The sequence below is a fragment of the Lysinibacillus sphaericus genome (assembly GCF_000600105.1).
Lineage (GTDB): Bacteria > Bacillota > Bacilli > Bacillales_A > Planococcaceae > Lysinibacillus > Lysinibacillus sphaericus.
In genome coordinates this window covers 327,582-347,326 of the sequence record NZ_CP006837.1, presented here as the reverse complement: position 1 = coordinate 347,326, position 19,745 = coordinate 327,582, and the positions used below count along the sequence as shown (strand labels likewise).

Sequence of the window (19,745 nt, the reverse complement as noted above, 5' to 3'; positions counted from 1 at the left end):
CCTACTTAGATTACTACAGTGTTCTGAACAAACACTGAACAATACTACTTGTTTCGTCGTTGCTGGATTGTAATGTATAAACCAACCAAACGATCCGTTGTCATCGCACCACTTTGTAAATCTTTTAAATGTGATTCCTGAATAATACCTTCCTTAACTGCCTGTGCAATAAAGTTTTCTGTTTCAGTTTTCATAGCCGGTGAACCCGGATTCCAATTTGTATTTACCACTGTAATTTCCTCCTTCTTGTCTTCCACAATTAATTGGACTTTCAATTTGCTGTTACTTGGTACAATTACTTGTCCTTCTAATTTATAGCCTTTAGGCATCTTCCAATTCGCTTTTACTTCAAAGTGTGGACGGTCAATGGCTTTTGTCCATGTTCCGCCCCATTCAATACCTAGCTTTTTCGCAATGGCTCCTACTCGACTTAATGTAGTGGCATCATACAATGACTGTGGAGGACCAACAGCTATATCCCATGCTAGACGTGATTTATGGTTACTGTTTAGTGTCCAAGTTACAACTTGTCCTGGACGCGTCCGTCCTTGTGCATACAGGTATTTTTGCCGTTCCTGTGAGCGATATGTTTCAGTGATGAAGATGTTCTTAATGCCTGCTTTGTAACACTCCTGAAATAGCAATCGACACGCAGTTTGTGCACTAGGTAAAAGCTCTGCTAAGTCTCGACATGTAGTTGTAACGCTTGTCATCACTTCTCACCATCCTTCAATTCACTATCAACATTCTTACCTGCTAATTCATCTAAAATTTCAGTGCCGAAGCTTTCATTTTGTTCCTTTTCACCTTCAATGACCTTTAACTTTTCAGCAAGATTTGTTGGCACTAGGACACCTAATTCAGCCATATTTTCAGTTATAGATAATGCTTCATTGGCAATGTAAAATAACACTGTCGCGAATGTTAACGTGCCGTTTAAAGCTAATACTTGGTCAACAATGTTAGCTGTAATAATTACGATTAACACTAACAATTTACGTGCATAACCAAATAGACTTTTACGACTCCATAGGTTACCATTTTTCGTTGCTTTGAAAAGCCCTGTTAAGATGTCTAACCCCATTAATAAAAGTAATAGGTGTAGAAATTTTACTCCTCCAAATAAATATAAATGCGCTACCTCTAAGTATTGCAAATCCATACCTCCCATAAGCTCACGCTCCTTTTTTGCATAATAAAAGCCCACACATCATTAATTGTGGAAGGCATAAAAACTTATTGATTTTTTATTTAAGTCTATTTATTTTGATTGCTTAATTAAAAAAACAGCCTATTTTTGATTTAAGGCAATATAAAAAGAACGCCCGGATGGACGTTCTTAATAAAAACATTTTTACTGATTTTAGTATTGACCCTTTTTCACCCATTCCGTACCTTCATTCGTAATTATTTGAACAGCACGAGAAATTAAGCTTTCATCTATTTCGGGATACTTCTCAGACAAAACTTCTAAAGCATCGTACGGACCACCATTGAAATATTGGTATCCGCCTTCACGGCTATCATAGGAAACATGTTGTGCAGGATCCTCATATTCTTCGTTAAACCAATCAATCATTTCGTTAATTTTGTTGTCGTCATTTTCGTGATTCATTTTAACACCCTCCTCATTGTATATATAATTCCACAAAAGATAGGAAATCCCTTCATTACATGTTACGACACATAATGGTCCGATTACTCTCACGATTTATAATAAAAGTACCCTCGATTGAGAGTACTTCATAAATTTATTAAAATTTTTCTTTGTTTGATAATAATTCTTGTCGAATATTATCGTAATCTTTACCAATACGTAATAAAGACGCCACCACAGTTTCAACTTCAACAACTCTTCGCAAATCTTCTGTTGTCAAATTGTCCCGTAATTGATCTCTTTTTTCCAACCCGTAAAGTTCTTTTAATTCAGCAGCAGTGGAATCGAATAATGTTCCGTAGACTAAATTTGTGAAAGCTGCATATTCATTATACGGCAAATTTCCCGTAAAAAATTCTTGAATAGAATCTGTCAATTTTCTACGTTCTCTTTTTGAAATCTCTCTTTCGACAGCCCATCTTTTTTGAGCATCATCGGAAATTTCTTCAACGTTCAATAGGTAGTTTCGAACTACCTTAGCTACCTCTGATTCTGTCAATAGCATACCAAGCCTTAAGAGTCCACGTCTGTTCAAAAGCTGTAATGACGGGGCTGAAGAAAGGTCTGGTACATCTTGTACTAGACCCTTAAACTCTTGTAATGCCTTACCTTTAAGTAATCTTAATTCCTCATACTCATTAAACTCAGCGCGGTTGCGTTTAACGGCTTGTCTAACTGTTTCTACATTTACTTCATAGTATTCTGCCGCCATTTGTAATGTCGCTTCGAATTTTTCACCTAACAATGAAATCACTTTTACTTTATCGAGTACTTCATCTCGATATACAAAATTGTCTCGCATAGTACGACTTTCAATTAGTACTAGTTCATTACCTTCGTTTATTTGCGCTGTTATTTGATTTTTATTTGCCATAGGCACCTTCCTTTCATCTACTTAATTCGACAAATGGAAAGGATTACCTTCTCCTTTAGACAATAAAAATAACGCTAAGCTTTTGCTTGCGTTTCAATTAATGTACATAGCTCTTTATATTCATCTTGTGAGATACGTTTTGATAAAACAAATAAATCCATACTTGATAGCAATTCATCTTTTTGTTTTTCTGTCATATTTTCTTGCTCCGCTAATTTTTTGCACGCTCGATAAGTAATGTTGTTCATGTTTATACCTCCAACTCTTTTATAGCAAGAAGTGTTTCTGTATTGACTAGAATCTTAGCTTGTATTTCGTCTATCTGTGGTTCGATTGGTGTTGGCTCAGGAATGATAGGAGCCGTAAACTCGCCTGTTTCTCGATTGTAATCCCAACCTTCTTGTACATCAGGTTTGCTTGTAATATCAACTAAAACGATATTTGGTGCAAACTCCGGTTTTTCGTCTGCTTCAAATATCCAATGTGCTTTGTCGTATAAAATTTGTGTGAATTTCATTTAATCACTCCCACCATTCAATAATTAGTAAGCCATTCCCCCCATTACCACCCGTTGCATAAGATGATCCTGAACTAGTTCCTGTTCCACCTCTACCACCGATACCTACAGTTATTGCATAAGGTGTGCTTGGTGTCACAACTATCTCTTTTTTGATAATGAAATCCCCTGCACCGCCACTACTAGCACTTGAGCCTCCTCCTCCAGAACAGTAAGCACCATCACCAGCTTTAACAGTTATACCATTACCACCTCCAGTAGTACCGTATCCACCAGAAAACCACCCACCATTACCACCATTCGGTGGATGTGCGCTGTTCCAAGAGAGAGAGCCCTGACTTCCTCCAGGACCACCAGAGGGCGTAGGTGTAGGCATACCACCACCTGCGGTTGCATAACCGCCACTCCCACCGTTAAGCGTCAATAAATTTCCAAAGCTAGAAACACCTCCAGCAGTTCCAGGGCTACCAGTTGCGTTTCCAGCGCCACCACCGCCACCACCAGCACCACCGCCAGTAATATAAACTTCGGTAACTCCTGCAGGTACTGTGAATGTGCCGTTAGATGTATAAACTTTTGATCTCATAACTTTGCTTGCATTTTTGTTTTCGATTTGTTTGCTTATATCAGCTACATCTTGCTTAACTTGGTCTACACTTGTTTTCGTTGAGTCCGTAGTATTTTTAATACCATTGACTGTGTTTTTAATGGCTTCTTGCTGTTCATAACTCGGCCAATTCCCGTCAACATTCATCTATATCACCTCTCGAATACTATATGTCATACAACCTAGTGTCGGATTGTAACCCAACGCAATTTGATGTAATTTACCTTCATAAATAAATTGATTATGTTTAGCCATATCTCCCGAATGTGTATCAAGTTCTTGTTTCACTGTGCTTGATTCTTGCTTGACCTCATTAATGGCCCCTGCCAATGTTTTATCAACTGTTTCTAAATCGGGAATAGATGCTGTCCCTTCCTTTAGTTCACTAATTGCAGCATCCAAGACATCCATATTTTCATTAATGTCTGTGATTAATACGTTGTCTGTTGATCCGGGCTTCTTTAAACCTAAATTTGGTGTATGTTCCATCAGCTCACCTCATTTTCATATATCTTAATTTCATCCCATGTCATGTTTGTTACACTTCCCCAGGTTCTATTGCTGACAAATTCCCAAACGTTGAAGGTATATGCATAGCCAAATTCTAAATGCGCTGGCACAATGATTTCAATTGCTTGCATAAGACCTTCCAAGTTATCAGGAATGCCCTTTGTGCCAACAAATTTGATTTCATATACGCCAGGTATATTTGTTGGGTTAATGTCTACTTCACCATTACTATAAGCAGAAGCCACGGCTTTAATTGTTTCTTTAGTCGTTTGGTCAAAGCTTGCGCGATTTCTTGAAGAAATCTGTTCCCTACGTTGGTCATAGCGTAGTGTGTTATTTGGTTTAATGCCAAGATCACGTTCATAAATAGGCAAGGCTTCAATGGCCGCATCGATAAAAATGTTTCTATTTACAATTTCAAGCTGTTGTTCTGTATTTCGAAGCTCCCGATCATCGGCTGTAAGTATCGTTCTAAAGGTATTGGATTTACGCTCATACAAAGGTAAATACTTCATCATGTCCGATAGATAATCTTTTGTGGAAACAACAATACTTGTAATCATTTCAGCTCTTGTCTGCATGATAATAGGTGATTGAACAACCTTAACACCTTGCGTAACCTGTTCTGTGCTGACCTCATTTGTTGCACCGGTTGAAGCAATTGAAACACCTTGCGTCTGTAACTCAGTTTCAGTAATCATCAACGCAAGTCTAAAGCACTCCCATTGGTGAGGTGTTAGATCACCCCAGGTAAACACTGACACTTGGCCCCACTCAGATTGTGGTATTGCATGCATGGTTTATCACCTACCTCAATCGGACAATTAAATAGTTTTTAGGAATCTTGTATTGGCTAGATATATCGATGTTTTTCGTAAACTCTGCTTGCGATTTAAACAGCAAATTGCCACTTGTTTTAGCATCAAGAATCCCAATGTGCGTAATATCTCCCCATGACTCTGTAGCAATAGGAAACAGAATATCAGCGTTGTTCGATGTTTGGCCATCTGCAGGTGATGCAAATACGCCTGGTTGTCGTGAGTAGCTTGCTGTAGTTACTTCAATGTCTCCATTGAACAAGGCAACAAAGACTGGCGTTGTTCGTAAATTGTCCGTTAGAACTTTATTCTTTAAATACACTGTCATGTGATTCATTCATTAATACCTCCCATTACTGGCACCCCGTCATCAGGAATAACCACATTAGCAGTTGATCCATTGATTAATAGATTCTGATAATCGAAAACACCATCACTATCAATAATGAGCGCCCCAACCTTTGCATAGCTTACAAATGATGTTTTAAAAGCTATCTCTTTCAAATGCGTTGTAATGTTCTTTTTAATATTTGTTTTAACTACTTCCTCTGTGTAACCAGGCATTAAAGTTAAGGCTACTGACAGATTAATTAATAATTCTTCTGCAGATATAACAAGCAAATCCTCAACTCCAAACGGCATTTCTATTTCAATATGCATTTTTACATCTTCAATTAATTCGCTCGTTGCAGGTAATTTGTTCGCATCGATCACGACCACTTTCATTGTCAGTGGACCATTATAGCGTGGAAATACTTTTGCATCCCCAACACCTGTTACTTCTAATGCCCATTCACGATATTGATATTTGTTTCCTGCTTTACCTGGACGCTGTAGCTTATCATAATAACGCTGACGTAAATCATAATCTGTTTCCTCATCGTAACCATCAACAACAGCATCAGGATTGTACACATTTACCAATCCATTGATAGATGAAGGGAAATTTATAATGGTGTTCGCTGGCACATTTCCTATTTGGCCAAAATCATTACATTGCACTCGAACATGAGCGAACCCACTTTCATTTAGAACAGCTTCTTCAAGGACTGTGTATAAAATTGTATCTGTGCCTACTAGTTCGCCAACTTTCACAAGTGTGCCAGCTGTACCCGAAACAATGACGGTTGTTGTTGCTTGGGTAGCAGGTTTACGGCTAATTCCTGTGCGCTGATAAACAAACCGAGTAAGCTCGTCATCGGTTAACTTTTCAACATCTAACTTTTCTTGTACTGCAGCAATCTTCTTTTGTTGTTCAGCAAATTCTACGGCCACTGGTTTTGTCACATCATAAACAAAGTTGCCTTTAGACTTGTCGTAATCATTACTAATATTGGTCATCATTCGATCATGAATGATTTTTTCATCTTCCATCTACGCTGCCACCTTCTTTACTGGCTCGTCAATTTCGAATGCACCTTCTACCGTGACGACTCTGAATTTTATCCGCATCCATTTTCCATCATGGCTAAACTGCCATTCCTGGATCTCTTGAATGTGTGTATGTTCTAACAATGAAGCTGTAACCTCGCGTTTAATTTCTGCTTCGATAAAGGCACGTGGTAGGCTAGACCCTATTAAATCCTCTAATGTCACGCCATAAGGAATATCTTTATAAATCCTAAAGCGAAAGCGTTCTGTCTTTAACACTTTTAAAATCCATTGCTTTAATGTTTCCAAGCCATGAATCTCAACCATTTTCCCGTTTTTAAAGACAAAATCACCTTTATCAAAGTCATACAAAAAAGACTTACCACCACTTGGTAAGTCCGTTTCAATTTCTTGCGTATTAAATTCTAGTTGAGCAATCTTAGGTAACATTATTCGAACCTCACCGCCTTACCTACAACATAATATAAATTCTCGTCATGAGTAGGTAGTAGAATCACCTCGTCACCTTCTTTGAGTGTATCTTTTGTTTTAGATTTCACTTCTTTCGCTTCAAAGGTTTGAAATGGGCTTTCAGTGAATCTAATTTCACCTTTTAGCTCTATGTCACGTTCATAATCTCCTAGAACATGAGCTGCAAATACTAATTGATTATTATATAAAATAACTTTTTCATTCAAGCGTATTTGAGAATTAGGCGGTGGCGAAATAACAATGCCCGTAGACATTGAAACTTGCTTAGGATTTTCATTATTTTTAAACATTTTTGCAAGATCCGTTACTGCATCCATTTTATTTCACCTCTAATGTAGGCTTCATTGTATGAATACCTTTACTAATCGTGTGCAACACATCTTTAATCAAGAAAGTGCCTTTAATTCCCGTGGTTGGTTCTTCTAGTGCAAACAGTCGGCCAGCCCTAAAATCATCGTGGCCCATCAAATCAACACTATTTTCTTCTGCCACTTTTGATAACTGTTTTAATTCATTCTCAGCTACTTGTTTAGCACTTTTCTTTTCATTCTGATCTAACTTCACGACCTTAGTAATACGGCCATACTTCTCAGCCATTTTATTATCAGACTTGGTTAAAACTACTTTGTCATTGTTTCCTACAACCTGGATTGTATTAGCCATTTCTGTAATGCTACACCTTTTAGAAGGATTCATAAGCGCTGAATGAATATCGTACTGTGGACCACCCTCGAATAATTGAAATGTACCGGTTACTACTACATCCCCTTGTTTTTCGATGTATAGTTTACCTTGGCGCATTTCCATGAGATATTTAACGCCTAATGATTGTTCTGCAGTCGTTAGAATTTCTTTGATAATTTCACTTACTTTTTTGTCATTGAATATTTTAGTAATGGCTTTAGGAATAGATACAATGTTACCTATTTGGATATTAAAATCTTTAGCTATTTTTTTGATACAAGCGTCTGCAGATAATTTATTAAACTGATATACAGCTGTAGATTTATTTAAGTAAAAGGCATAATCAAAGGCAACATATGCAATTGGTGATCTTCCATTTTTCAACTCGTCCACAATAATAGCTCGCGTTATTTCCTTGCCATTGTTGTATAGAGCCACCATATCACCAATATCACATGGATTCACAGGGAAGTAATTTGTATCAGTAAAAGCGATACTAAAATTAATTTCATCCCCTAACTCCTCCATGTTGCTACGCCAGGTTAATGTGCCAAGCAAAGGTGTAATATTTGTCATGGTTTCGCCTTTGATTAACCATAGTTCATGAGCCATCATTTCACCTTCTTTGTTTCTAAAATAATCTCTTTAAATTCTGATAGAGCCAATGAATAATAAACATCACCTGAACCATCTTGTAACCCTGGTTCAAAGTTTTCAATCGTCACTAGCATATTAATAGGAGTATTGGACATAATCAGTCGAATTGGCATTCGTTTGTCTATCCAGCCCTCAATGATCTCGTAGTACTCCCACCCAAAATATTTATTGCTTCGTGAAAATGGATACACCTTTGAAGGAAAAAAAGAATCAATCGTAAGAGATTTCAAGCCTCTACGACCAAGTAATTTAATGTCACCTTGATTAATCGTAGTGAAAACTTCATTATTCACAGGACTAGGTATTTTAAATTCAGCTGGCACTATAGGAAGTTGAATAATTTGTTTTCTATCCATCGTACTTAAAAAAATATCCATCTATTCAACCTCCCTATAAATTGGCCAATCTTAATTGTAGTAATGGCACAAGTTCATTCGCCACTTCCATTGCTGTAACACCTTTAGCATTTAAGTTTTCAATAATTACCTGTACATTGCCGTTATTTGCAGGCGCGGGCTGAGGGGTACTTCCTGTAGTTGTAGGCGTTGCTACAGCAACAGGTGACGGTTGAACCATTTTATCTATGTTATCAATATTCCCACCTGCAGCACGTACACGTTCAGCTTGTCGAGCTGGAATAATCATTTCGCCTTTATGGATTTGTGCTAGGTGATCCTCCTCAATGCGGTTAGAACCAACATCATACTGCGGTACTTTACCACCTGCTGAGGCTTTATTAATACTGTCCACACCCGTTTTTACATCTCCCCAACTGACTTTAGGGACAATGGGGATGTTTACACCAGGGATGTTATTAATTACCTTAATAAGCCCATTGAGCTTATCGATAACAAAATTAACACCACTTCCAGCCGCGCTTTTAATAGTATTCCACGTTGTATCCCAACCAGCGCGAACCTTGTCCCAATTTTGATATAGCGTGATTCCTGCAGCAATGAGTGCTCCGATTGGACCAGCTACAAGTGCTAGCATTGGATTATCGAGTAATCTTTGCCACAATTCACTTGCTTTTTGTTTTACAACGTCCCAATTTCGATATAGTAAAACACCTGCAGCAACTACTGCTGCAATTCCGATTACTACCCAAGTAAGTGGACTGGCAAGCATGGCCGTGTTCATTGCCCATTGTCCTGCGGTTGCAAGTCCCATAGCTGTTTTAAAGCCTTGCACCATCGTGGTAACAGTAGTAATCACTTTTAAAGTGCCCATTCCAACTGCTAGTACACCAGCTGCTGTACTCACTCCAATGAGCGTTTCTTTAATTGGTCCCCAATTCTCTCTTACTGTATTTCCAAACTCAAATGCCTTTTCCACAATACCTTGAATTTTCGGTACTAATTCATCAGCTTTTTGAGCAACTCCTTGTAAAAATTCTTGTGCGCCTGCACCGTTTACAACATCGGCTATACCAGTCTGCAACTCCCGCCATGACTGTGTTAATTTCGATTTAAAGCTACTTTGTAGTGCATCTGCTGCTCGTCCTGTTGCTCCTTCGAAACCTTCAACGGCTGCTGCTGAATCAGCCATTGATAAAATAACATCTTCGCGCACATCTTCCCATTTAGTACCAAATAATGCTACACCTGCGGCATTTCTTTCAATAGGATTCTTCATTGCTGCTAAACCTGCAATTGTAGCCTGAAATGCCGTATTAGCTTCTTCACCGCCAGTTGCGAATTTTTTGGCCATTTCCTCTGCATTAAAACCTATTGCTTTGAAACCTTCTGCTGTTGTCTTAGATTCATCAATAACACGAATACCTAACTCTTTAACACCATCTGCCACAAAATCCATGTTGAATGCACCATTTTCAGCACCTCGAATTAAAATTCCTGTAAATTCTTCAGCGCTCAGTCCTAGCTTACTAAAATGCATACTGTATTCGCTAAACGTATCAAGTAGGTCGTCTGAATAGTCACCAGTTTTTTGGAATGCAAAAGTCATTAAATCTAATGCTTTATTTTCTCCCAACCCATTAAAATTGTTGGTCATTGCTTGGACAGCTCTACCTACTTCTTTCGATTCAGATCCCCAAGCTTGTGAAATAGTTGCAGCTCCTTTGGCTACCTCTGTTAATGAATCTCCTTTTAAATTTTTAAACATAGCACTTAAAGTAGAAACATCATCAGCTACTTGATCCATGTTTTCACCAAACCCTGCTTTGAACACATCTTTGGCCACATTTTCAAGGCCTTTTAATTTAGCGCCTGTTGCTCCTGTACGTGCTTCTAAGCGTTTGAAAGCTCCATCTGTATCAACTATCGATTTTGCAACACTTGCGCCAAATGCAGCGATTCCAGTTGCACCCAAAGCACCAGCGCCCATTGCTACTGATTTAAAAACTCTAGTTGCCCCTTGTCCAAAGCGTTGAATCTGATTACCTACTCTTACAACACCCCGACCAAAATCATCTGCTCGATCACCGGCCCGCCTTAAATTACTGGAAAAATCACGATCTTGTAATGTAAGAACTGCCGATATAACCCTATTCGCCAATTCCTCACCGCCTTTACAAAAGAAAAAAAGCTAGAACGGTACTGTTACCATCGCTCCAGCTTTTACATATTTGTTTCTTTCCTCTAGTTCCTTATCCAAACTTGCTGTCATGAACAGCTTCTCGTCATAAGGTAAATTTAACAATTCATCAAGTTTGCGGCCCTTTTGAACATAGTGATGAAGAAAATAAAAATCATCATCACTATCAATTAGTTTTTTACAATTGTAACGCCACCATCTTTGTACTTAGCTAAATCAAATGCCATTTCTGATAGACTTGCTATTTCTCCAGCTTCAAAGATTTTTTCTACAATATCAGTAGGTAGTACACAACCAAATTCTTTTTGTAGCTCCTTATTCTTCAAGTCAGGTTCTGTCATAGTGTTATACACCATGTACACATCGGCATCTGTATCATTGTTTTTATCCCGAGTCATTCGTAATGCATCGACACACAATGATTTTTCAGGTTTACGAATAACCACTTCTGCATTTAAACGCTCCACCAAAACTACTGCAACTTCGTCATTTTTTGTTTGAAATTTTTCCTTTTCCTTCATCAAATCTGTAACTGTTAATCGTTTTTTAGTTGTTTCACTCATTCTAATTTCCCTCCGATTGTTTTAAGCTGTAATTGAATCAATAAGATCATAATCTGCAAAACTAAAAGGTAATTCCTCTGTACCAATTGTTTTTTGTGCGAATTGCATAAGCATGAATTCACTAAATGTAACTTCACCAATAGCAATTCGCTCTGTACCGAATGCGTCAGGATCTGCTAATTTACCAACCATATTTATCTCGGGAACTATACCTTTTTTAACTGCCTCTGCTAGTAAGTTTGCTCCGCGACTATATACTTTTTTCGCTTTTAAATTCCCTTCACCTGTCCAGCCTGTCATTTTCTTATGCGTAGCCAAATCTTCGGCCATGTTGATATCTTCATAATCAATAGTTACTTTAGCTTCAAATTCCTCAACATCAAGCCATTTTTCGTTATTAACCCATACGCTGCCGAATGTGCCATTAATTACGCGATTAGATTTTAATTTACCCATGTGTCAATCCCTCCTTAAATTGCAATATCCATATCTAAGTCCTCTATAGCATCTACAATCTTAATGTTGCCCCCTACAAAAACATTGCGTTTAAAGGACATTTCTTTTACTTTTTGATCGTCCCAATCTGTTGTATCTACTCCGATATTTTCCCACGCCAAACGTTGTTTTCGGACATTTATTTCAGCTTTATTTTCATAGTTCGAATCAAGAATTCCCTCTCCTTCTAAGCCGTCATAGTAAGCGTTAATTGAACGAATAAACAACACTTGATTATCGTAGGTATTGTTGTGTTTACCGATGTAATTTTTATCAAATGTGGTGCGAATATCGTCTTTTATTAAGTCCTGCACTTCCATAACACGGATTGATTTAAAGTCTTCTGTCTTTTTACCTGTTGTTGTTGTCAGACTGTTAACACCTCGTCCGATTTTAATGTTTTCACCATCGTTAATAAGTATTAGCTCACCATTATCCACAGCTGTGTCAGGATCTTCAATATCTGTAATAGCATCTATTTCATTCAACTCGTAATAAGTAGATGAACGTGTAAATGGCAACCCTGCTAGGATGCCAGCAATCCGCGCTGTGTATTCTGCAGTTTTATAATCCTTCTCGCCAACTTTAATTCCTGTTGTTGTGAAATTAATGATTCCTTCATGATCTGCATCACAGTTTGGTAAAACTGCCTTAAATGTTTTCTTATTATTGTCACGTTTAGTCTTAATCCAAGTTGCAATAGTTGTTGTATCCTTGTCTTCGATACCCGGAATGGCCAAGTAGTTAAATCGCTTATTGTTTAAGCGTGTTAATGCGGCATTATAATCAACTGCAGTTGTTGCCAAACGTTCAATAATGACTTTACTTGGTGTACCCATGAAAGTTTTTTGAATGTAATCTAAGTTTTCTGCTGACCATGCATCGGTTTTTGCTTCCTCTATGCTTTTATACGTTACTGTATCAGCCGTTTGCACGTCGTCTTTTAGTATCAATGCAACAATTCCAAGCTGGCTACGCTTAATAGCTGTAACGGCTTTCCCATTAAACTCAATAATAATTTGTGGTAGGCCCATTGTTTAATCCCCTTCCTCGTCATCCAACTCACCCATAAGTTCAATTGGATGTTTCTCATACCATTCTTTCCCGTTTTTAATTTCATCCTCGATATTAGTATTTGAACTTGAACTTTCCTCACCGTATTCACGGCCGTCAAAGAATTGAAGGTCAAATTCAAATTGCAATACACCATCGATCTCATCAAAATTAGGTTCGACTATATTTAAATGGCGATCACCTACAGAAAATTTAAGGTCAAATAAATTACCAAGTGCTTCTTGAACATCTAGCAATTCAATCGAATTATCATTTTCATCTGTAGGAAAATAAAAAATGCGAACCGTACAAGACTTTTCAACTTGTGTTAAATAGCCCTCACGCTTCACATTATCTAATTCCAATTTAAACGACGGCCTTGTAAAGCCATCCTTTACAGATTTACTTGATACCTTTAATCCTTTGAAATTTGCTTTTAGTTTTCTGGTCACTATTGTTCTAATGTTTTCAAATGTAATCATAGTTTCTTTTTCCTCAACAAATCATCTAGCCATTTCACTGTTTCCTTTTCAACATCACCTGACGTTTCAAATTCTCGCATACCCTTATCAAGTGGTTTTTTCCCATGAACAAAATCGCCTGTTTTATTACCTTCATGGTCTACCATCCAGTGACCATCCTCAACCAAATGTGCATGTGGTGCTGAGTTAATTACACGGACAACCAACTCGCCACGATAGCCTATAAAGACTTTTCCTCGTTTCCATTTTTTATGGTAGATGTTGTTCTTTTTCTTCACTAGGCTACGCGCTTTTTTTGCCACTTTTGATTTAGCTTTGTTGCCAATTTTACGCATTAATTTTGGTGCTTCTTTTGGTAGTTCCTTGGTTGCAACATCAAATAAATCTTTCTGAAATTGAGTGAGTCCATTCATTTGAATACTCATTGCAACACCTCCTGGACAAAGATTTCTAGCCATTTGTTTTCAAAATAAGGATCAATAATATATTTGATTTCAAATGTGTGGTTTTTAAATCTAATCTGCATTTCCTTTGTGATGTCTTTTCCAGCTGTATAGCGAACCTTAATTTTATGCGTAACATTTGTGAGGATAGTTTCAGCAACTTGTTTTTGAAGCGATCCTGTCTGTGGGATAATTTCAGCCCAAATTGTTTTAATGGGCTCAAATTTATAAGTCGTTTCTTCTAGCCGATTTTCGACCTCCACATTACCCCAAATACTAATTCTCTTTGTCAGTTTATTAGCTTGGTGTTTCGGCATCGCCATAAGCCTCCTGAACGATAAAAGGTGTGATGGCGTCAAGTGCTTTTTGCAATTCATCATCTGCAACACGGTATTCATACATAATTCCTGCAACCATTAGTACCAAATATTCTTGTTCGGCACCTGTTGCAGTTTTTACATATCGCCTGGCATTTCTTAAATAAAAGGACAGTGAAGCATCTCCCTCACCGTCCTCTCGAATATGTTCCTTAAATTGTTCTAATAGTTCATCCATCTAATCAGCTCCCTGGTTTAGTGGCTCCTACTTCGTAACGGTAAACGGCTGGCTCAAATGGTGAATAGATTAATTGGCCATCAATAAGGTTGTATATTTGGAAGCCAATTTCATTGGTACCTGCATACTTTTCTACTAGCTTTTGAAGCTCCATGCCACCTTTAATTTCTTGAATATAGAATTTCGAGAAATCGCCAAAATAGAATACTGGTTTTGTTGGATCTTCTCCATCTGCAGCATCAGTGAAGTCTAACTTGTGACCCAGTAATTTATAGCTTAAACCTTCCGTTGCTTCATGTAATAATGGTTTACCAGTAGAATCTGTCATACCCTCAAGTAAAGTAAGTGCTGCACGGTTTACAATCCACATAGATTTTTTTAGCACTTCTGTTACTGGTTGTCCTTTTAATTTTACTAATTGCTTGTATAATTTTAGATCGTCTACAGCTACAGGATCAATTGTGACTGTTTCATAATAATGAACAGCTTTCTTAGCAAGCGCGCCATCATTTTCGTTATCAGGATCATTACCATTAAACATGTAGTTAATTTCTTTACGAACATAAGCCTTTGTTAATTCTTCAATAATAATTTGCTCAATTTTTACACCTGTACGTTTTAATAATTTTTTTGTAACAGTTGCAAGGGCATCAAATTCAGCTGGGTCTAAATCAATTGAATCAAATTCAATGTCTGTTTTAGGAACCTCTTTACCACCTGCTGCCGCTCGTTCCTTTTTAGAAACATTAGCATCTGCTTTCTTTACAAGTACAGGATATTTTACATCTGCATCTGTTGGAATGTAAGTACCGTACTTTCGTAACAAGTTTTCTTCTTGTGCGTAGGAAATAACTTCTTTTGAAATTTCTACTGGCACAGTAACCATACCGTTATTAATTGCTATTCCTAATGATCGCGCCTCTGATTCAGTAATATTACCAACTACAAAGTTAGCAAATGCTGAACGAATTTCAGCTTCACGTTTTTTAGTAGACTTAGAATTACGAGTTGATAAAGCTTTTCCAATAGCATTTACTGCTGTCTGCGCTGATTGCGAAATACCACCACGTTTTTCAGGATCAGTTTTTTCCTTATCTTCTTCTTCTTCTTCCTCGTCAGGATTGTCAGCACTACGGTTTTCAGGATCATCGTTTCCTGGATCATCTTCTAGATCTGCAAGTGCTTGTTCTGTTTCTTTAAGCTCGTCGGATAGTTCTTGAATTTCAGCTGTAACACCTTCGATTGCTTCTTCTGCAATATCGCCAGCTTCTAACTGTGATCGTAGTTCTGTTAAACGTCCTTTCAGACGTTTCTGTAATGCTTTTAATAGTTTTTTATTCATGCTTGTTTTCCTCCAAAACTGAGTTTATTTGTTGTATTAATTTCAATCGTTGTTCAATCGATTTATTTGCTTCTTTTGACCGTAATGACACTTCTGTGTCTTCATATGCTGGAATACTTACCACGCTGATTTCATGTAGTTCAACGCTGTTAATTGTTCGGACAGGAATTTCAGGTTCATAATCCCATGTTTCACTTGTGGGAACAAACCCGAATGAACATTGTGAAATATCGCCACGTTTTAAGCTCTCTGATAAATCCCTAGCCAATGTTGTATTTGGTAAATCGACTTCGAATTTAAGCCCTCTAGCGTCCTCTGACAAGCGCAAAGTCCCGCTCTTGGTTCTTCCTAAGACATTGTTCCAATCATGGTTAAATAGCGCGCGTATGTCGTCATTTGAGGCAATCGCATCCGCAAAAGCACCAGGCGCGATAACTTCTGTAAACATGCCCCATATATCTGTAGGGGAATTAAATACAGCTGCATAACCTTCTATCACATTCGACTCACTATCGCCCTGGCTCCTTGTTTGAAGTCCCTGAATATCAAGCGTCCGAATTTCCTTCTGCTTGGCCACCATCTTCCCCCCCTTTCAAGCTGTTATCTGTCGCTTTATTAATGTCTTCGCCAGCAATTAAATCTTTCGAAATGTACAGCTTCATTGATTCCTCAGTGAATAAACGATCAAAGCCTAGTAAATTATCGCGAGCATCGTCAGGGGTTGCGACCATTGTTCTAACCAGGTTATAAGCAATATTTGTTTTCGTGCTGTATGGTACAAAGTCCAAAATATTAATCTTGAATTTCAAACGTAAATTCGAATTTTGACCGAAAAAAAGAAGACTTAAATGGTCTTCAAAGTTTTGCATTATAGATTTAATAGACTTATTGTGTAAGTACATCATGGCTTTCTCTAAGTCCGTCTTTAACATTGATCTGTAAGTTTCAACATCAATATTTAAAAACTTTCCAAGATCCTTTTTATAAACATTTAAGTAAGCCAGGTTTTTAGAATCATCAATTGGACTCTTTAAATCACTAATTTCATATCCTTTTCCTAACGGAATAAGCTTTATTGTCCTACTATCGTCAATTCCTTCTAGTTGATCCAGGATTGAATTGATTAGAATCGATTGAGCACCATTTTTCGGATTGATATGAGCATCTAATTTTAATAAGAATGCAAGAATACCGCCCTTTCTATACTTATCTGTCAGTACCTTTTCAGCACTCATAACGCCCTCTAACGTATCCTTACCTAACTGCTTTAGTCCAACCCCTGTTAAATGATTGAGACCAATATTTTTAATATGACGAATCATACTTGAAGGTATCTCAGTGCCGTTTATTTTAAAATGTTCGGTTAGTTGACTGTCTATTTCAGTTTCAACATTCGATACAATATGAATTTCCTTGCCTGTGTAAAAGGGAAAAACCTCACCTTCTACTAAATAAGTGTTCACCATCAACTTCATAAATTCTGTGCCGGTTAAATATTTGTTTGGATTGCGTAACAGCTTTAGAACATGATGGCTCGTGATATCCTTGCCTGTTTCCTGGTCTTCAACTACCACCTGGGCCAATGCTATTTGACTACTTATGTCTTGTAATAGTTCGTACACATCACTTGACTGTAATATGTTTTCATCATTAGCAAACCATCCATTTAACCGAACACTCCCGCCTAATGAATCCTCTATTAAGCCTCGTTTTTCAAGTTTTTTTACTAAATATCTTGAAAGCCTATCTCTTATTCCCACTTTCTCACCTCGCTTTATCGATAAATTGATTTCACATATTCATCTAAACCATCCATGCTTTCGGCCATCATATTTAATGTCTCTTTATGGCCAATTAAAAAAGCGACAAAGCCGTCTATATGTTCCGGGCTTTTTCGCTTGGATGGTGTTTTTAAATTGTTTATATTCGTTATGACTTTTGCATTAGATGCACAGAAAATTAGTAATGGATTATCTGTTATTACTTTATCCTGCAAAAGAAGAATTTCAAAATCATCAAATGGTTCATTCATTACTGCTGGATACTGTGGCACTTCTACACACGGTATACCGAGCATTTCCCATTGTTCAACAAGCTTTTCAGCCAATGCAGGATCATAATTTATTTGTCGTAAATCAAAATTATCAAATACCCATTCTACATATTCGTTTACCATATCTTCGCTTACTGTTTTACCAGGGCATAGTGTAACAAATCCTTTTTCAGCAAGCTCACGATAAGGAACGTTACGCTGCAGTTCCTTTTCTTCAATCCCAAACTCAGGAATAAAATACATTTGCTTTACCTTTAAGATTGGTTCACCATCATCATCAAATGTTGGCACGTTAATATTCACACATGTTAAATCTGTACGTCTTGATAAATCGACACCCACAACACATGTCAAACCTTCAATCTCTCCAAGATCTTCAACAAGCATTTTTTCTAATTGGTCAAGTTCGAAATATGTTTCCGCATAGTTTACGAATACATTGAGGTGCTTAGATAAAAACTCGGCACGATTGAAGCTATTATTTTGAGCTTCTTTAAATGCATTCTCTAAAAACTCCATGCTTACTGATACACCGATATTCGGATTTACCATGCGCCAAACTTCGCGGTCTTCCCAATCATAGCCCTTGTTAGGTTCATAAATCATTACAAACCAAGAATCGTCATTATCATTCTTCATAGCTTCTTTTGCATAAGCGTGAATTTGTGCGCCCAATGCTCCAGTTTGTTTTCCAGCTGTTGTTGTGATGATATTCAATGGTTCTTCTTGGGCTATTTGAGCAGATCGCAAGTTATCATATTGTTCTCGGTCCATTTGGGCGTGGACTTCATCGAAATAGTTACAATATGGATTTTTACCCTCGTTCCCTGCGTTGTCTTTTGTTAAGACTTTCAATGTATTGGCATACTTAATACTATCTTCTACGAAAGTATATTTGATAGAGCGAATCGTATCTTCTTTACCTTTGTAAATACGTGTACCTGGACGCAAATCAGGACTATTTTCAATCGTTAGGCCGATGGGAATAGCAGCGTTTTGACATTGTTCAAATGTATTTGCTGATATGTAGAAGTCAGCGCCCTTAACACCCTCACCATACATACCATAAATTACAGGACTACCGCCCATAATTGTTTTACCGTTTTTCTTTGGCACCTGCAGGTATGCATTTCGAACAACTCGTACAGCTTTTCCAAATTCATTTTCTCGCTGCCATCCATAAATGTTAGCAAAGTAAAACTTCTGCCATGATTCTAAGATTAATGGTTGGCCAGCCCATTTCCCTTTTGCATGTTTCAAGAATGTTTCGGTGAAATATAACATGTCATTGGCTTTATCATTATCAAACCAAATGTCTTTACGCTTCTTCCATCGTTTATATCGCTTCACCATTAATTTAATACTGTGTGGATAAGCTTTTGGATTAGAATCGAACTCTTTTACAAATTCATCAGCATAATTTACATCAAAATCTATCATGGTCGCATTTTCCTCTTCCTAAATTGAACAAGCTTACTACTTTCATTCACCTCAGGATCCGGTTCTTTTTTCTTTTCCTCGTCTCCTTTAGCAAGTAATGTCCCTGATTTTTTAATAAGATCCTTATTTTTACCGTCTAATCCAAGTTGGCCAAGTAAACGAGCTAATTCTTTTCGAAGCTTTTCAGTATTTTCACCAATTTCTTTTGCTTGTTCATATTCTTCGAAACAATCCAGGTACACTTCAATTAATAAATCTAAAGCAGGCGAATAGGTTCCAGCCTCCACCAATGAGTCAATTATTCGTTTATGCTGCAGTTCACGATTTGAAGGTTTACTTTTCGTCACACTTTCTTTTTCCTCTACTGTGACATTCTGAACTACACCCAATTGTTCAAGCCATTTATAGCGACTTTTCCACTTTCTAACTGTAGACTCTGCAGCACCAACAGCCGTTGCTATTTCTGCATTTGAAAGACTTCCTTCGCTCTCTTTAAAAAGCTCAAATGCTTGTTCGTGTTTTTTGGTCAATACCTATTCACCTGCCTTTGTCACACTTAAATTTTTTCAAAAAATC

28 protein-coding genes are annotated in these 19,745 nt (G+C 37.5%); all 28 read right to left on the bottom strand.

Annotation, left to right across the window (positions count from 1 at the left end; translation table 11 throughout):
• Positions 1 to 44: 44 nt before the first annotated feature.
• Positions 45 to 713 (bottom strand): M15 family metallopeptidase, encoded by a 669-nt coding sequence (locus T479_RS01695; RefSeq protein ID WP_025218481.1) that lies wholly within the window; start codon positions 711 to 713, stop codon positions 45 to 47.
• Complete coding sequence (locus T479_RS01690; protein WP_025218480.1) at positions 713 to 1,171, bottom strand: phage holin family protein; 459 nt, start codon at positions 1,169 to 1,171, stop codon at positions 713 to 715. The genes T479_RS01695 and T479_RS01690 overlap by 1 nt, the downstream gene beginning before the upstream one ends.
• Positions 1,172 to 1,363: 192 nt before the next feature.
• Positions 1,364 to 1,615, bottom strand: a complete 252-nt coding sequence (locus T479_RS01685) for a HEPN-associated N-terminal domain-containing protein (RefSeq protein ID WP_025218479.1) — start codon at positions 1,613 to 1,615, stop codon at positions 1,364 to 1,366.
• 139 nt (positions 1,616 to 1,754) lie between these two features.
• The gene (locus T479_RS01680; RefSeq protein ID WP_025218478.1) at positions 1,755 to 2,531 is read right to left on the bottom strand and encodes a hypothetical protein; all 777 of its coding nucleotides are present in this window, start codon (positions 2,529 to 2,531) and stop codon (positions 1,755 to 1,757) included.
• A 74-nt stretch (positions 2,532 to 2,605) separates the two neighbouring features.
• Positions 2,606 to 2,779: a hypothetical protein gene (locus T479_RS23620; RefSeq protein WP_158497861.1), complete on the bottom strand. Its 174-nt coding sequence runs from the start codon at positions 2,777 to 2,779 to the stop codon at positions 2,606 to 2,608.
• 2 nt (positions 2,780 to 2,781) lie between these two features.
• A complete protein-coding gene (locus T479_RS01675) occupies positions 2,782 to 3,048 on the bottom strand; it encodes a hypothetical protein (RefSeq protein WP_025218477.1) in 267 nt (88 codons plus the stop codon).
• 4 nt (positions 3,049 to 3,052) lie between these two features.
• Positions 3,053 to 3,802, bottom strand: a complete 750-nt coding sequence (locus tag T479_RS22695; protein WP_025218476.1) for a hypothetical protein — start codon at positions 3,800 to 3,802, stop codon at positions 3,053 to 3,055.
• Positions 3,803 to 4,144 (bottom strand): hypothetical protein, encoded by a 342-nt coding sequence (locus T479_RS01665; RefSeq protein ID WP_025218475.1) that lies wholly within the window; start codon positions 4,142 to 4,144, stop codon positions 3,803 to 3,805.
• Positions 4,144 to 4,866, bottom strand: coding sequence for a putative phage tail protein (locus T479_RS01660; RefSeq protein ID WP_227665445.1), 723 nt, complete (start codon positions 4,864 to 4,866; stop codon positions 4,144 to 4,146). The genes T479_RS01665 and T479_RS01660 overlap by 1 nt, the downstream gene beginning before the upstream one ends.
• 106 nt (positions 4,867 to 4,972) lie before the next feature.
• The gene (locus T479_RS22690; protein ID WP_025218473.1) at positions 4,973 to 5,320 is read right to left on the bottom strand and encodes a phage tail fiber protein; all 348 of its coding nucleotides are present in this window, start codon (positions 5,318 to 5,320) and stop codon (positions 4,973 to 4,975) included.
• Complete coding sequence (locus T479_RS01650; RefSeq protein WP_025218472.1) at positions 5,317 to 6,357, bottom strand: baseplate J/gp47 family protein; 1,041 nt, start codon at positions 6,355 to 6,357, stop codon at positions 5,317 to 5,319. The genes T479_RS22690 and T479_RS01650 overlap by 4 nt, the downstream gene beginning before the upstream one ends.
• Entirely contained in the window at positions 6,358 to 6,804 is a 447-nt protein-coding gene (locus tag T479_RS01645; protein WP_025218471.1) for a DUF2634 domain-containing protein, read from the bottom strand.
• A complete protein-coding gene (locus tag T479_RS01640) occupies positions 6,804 to 7,163 on the bottom strand; it encodes a DUF2577 domain-containing protein (RefSeq protein WP_025218470.1) in 360 nt (119 codons plus the stop codon). The genes T479_RS01645 and T479_RS01640 overlap by 1 nt, the downstream gene beginning before the upstream one ends.
• 1 nt (position 7,164) lies before the next feature.
• Entirely contained in the window at positions 7,165 to 8,142 is a 978-nt protein-coding gene (locus T479_RS01635; RefSeq protein WP_025218469.1) for an XkdQ/YqbQ family protein, read from the bottom strand.
• Positions 8,142 to 8,564: a hypothetical protein gene (locus T479_RS01630; protein ID WP_025218468.1), complete on the bottom strand. Its 423-nt coding sequence runs from the start codon at positions 8,562 to 8,564 to the stop codon at positions 8,142 to 8,144. The genes T479_RS01635 and T479_RS01630 overlap by 1 nt, the downstream gene beginning before the upstream one ends.
• Before the next feature lie 13 nt (positions 8,565 to 8,577).
• On the bottom strand, positions 8,578 to 10,704 hold the full coding sequence (locus T479_RS01625; protein ID WP_025218467.1) for a phage tail tape measure protein: 2,127 nt from the start codon (positions 10,702 to 10,704) through the stop codon (positions 8,578 to 8,580).
• A gap of 209 nt (positions 10,705 to 10,913) precedes the next feature.
• Complete coding sequence (locus T479_RS01620; RefSeq protein ID WP_025218466.1) at positions 10,914 to 11,306, bottom strand: phage tail assembly chaperone; 393 nt, start codon at positions 11,304 to 11,306, stop codon at positions 10,914 to 10,916.
• 21 nt (positions 11,307 to 11,327) lie between these two features.
• Entirely contained in the window at positions 11,328 to 11,762 is a 435-nt protein-coding gene (locus T479_RS01615) for a phage tail tube protein (protein WP_025218465.1), read from the bottom strand.
• A 14-nt stretch (positions 11,763 to 11,776) separates the two neighbouring features.
• Entirely contained in the window at positions 11,777 to 12,835 is a 1,059-nt protein-coding gene (locus T479_RS01610; protein WP_025218464.1) for a phage tail sheath subtilisin-like domain-containing protein, read from the bottom strand.
• A 3-nt stretch (positions 12,836 to 12,838) separates the two neighbouring features.
• On the bottom strand, positions 12,839 to 13,336 hold the full coding sequence (locus tag T479_RS01605) for a phage tail terminator family protein (protein WP_025218463.1): 498 nt from the start codon (positions 13,334 to 13,336) through the stop codon (positions 12,839 to 12,841).
• Positions 13,333 to 13,761 carry an HK97 gp10 family phage protein gene (locus tag T479_RS01600; RefSeq protein WP_025218462.1) on the bottom strand — a complete coding sequence of 143 codons (429 nt, stop codon included), beginning with the start codon at positions 13,759 to 13,761 and terminating at the stop codon, positions 13,333 to 13,335. Before T479_RS01600 ends, T479_RS01605 begins: the two co-directional genes overlap by 4 nt.
• Positions 13,758 to 14,096: a phage head closure protein gene (locus T479_RS01595; RefSeq protein WP_025218461.1), complete on the bottom strand. Its 339-nt coding sequence runs from the start codon at positions 14,094 to 14,096 to the stop codon at positions 13,758 to 13,760. Before T479_RS01595 ends, T479_RS01600 begins: the two co-directional genes overlap by 4 nt.
• Positions 14,077 to 14,334 carry a head-tail connector protein gene (locus T479_RS01590; RefSeq protein WP_025218460.1) on the bottom strand — a complete coding sequence of 86 codons (258 nt, stop codon included), beginning with the start codon at positions 14,332 to 14,334 and terminating at the stop codon, positions 14,077 to 14,079. The genes T479_RS01595 and T479_RS01590 overlap by 20 nt, the downstream gene beginning before the upstream one ends.
• 4 nt (positions 14,335 to 14,338) lie before the next feature.
• Positions 14,339 to 15,676: a phage major capsid protein gene (locus tag T479_RS01585; protein ID WP_025218459.1), complete on the bottom strand. Its 1,338-nt coding sequence runs from the start codon at positions 15,674 to 15,676 to the stop codon at positions 14,339 to 14,341.
• On the bottom strand, positions 15,669 to 16,256 hold the full coding sequence (locus tag T479_RS01580) for an HK97 family phage prohead protease (protein WP_025218458.1): 588 nt from the start codon (positions 16,254 to 16,256) through the stop codon (positions 15,669 to 15,671). The genes T479_RS01585 and T479_RS01580 overlap by 8 nt, the downstream gene beginning before the upstream one ends.
• Positions 16,222 to 17,436, bottom strand: a complete 1,215-nt coding sequence (locus T479_RS01575; protein WP_025218457.1) for a phage portal protein — start codon at positions 17,434 to 17,436, stop codon at positions 16,222 to 16,224. The genes T479_RS01580 and T479_RS01575 overlap by 35 nt, the downstream gene beginning before the upstream one ends.
• Before the next feature lie 14 nt (positions 17,437 to 17,450).
• Positions 17,451 to 19,169, bottom strand: a complete 1,719-nt coding sequence (locus tag T479_RS01570; protein WP_025218456.1) for a terminase large subunit — start codon at positions 19,167 to 19,169, stop codon at positions 17,451 to 17,453.
• A complete protein-coding gene (locus T479_RS01565) occupies positions 19,166 to 19,699 on the bottom strand; it encodes a phage terminase small subunit-related protein (RefSeq protein WP_025218455.1) in 534 nt (177 codons plus the stop codon). Before T479_RS01565 ends, T479_RS01570 begins: the two co-directional genes overlap by 4 nt.
• Between the last annotated feature and the right edge of the window lie 46 nt (positions 19,700 to 19,745).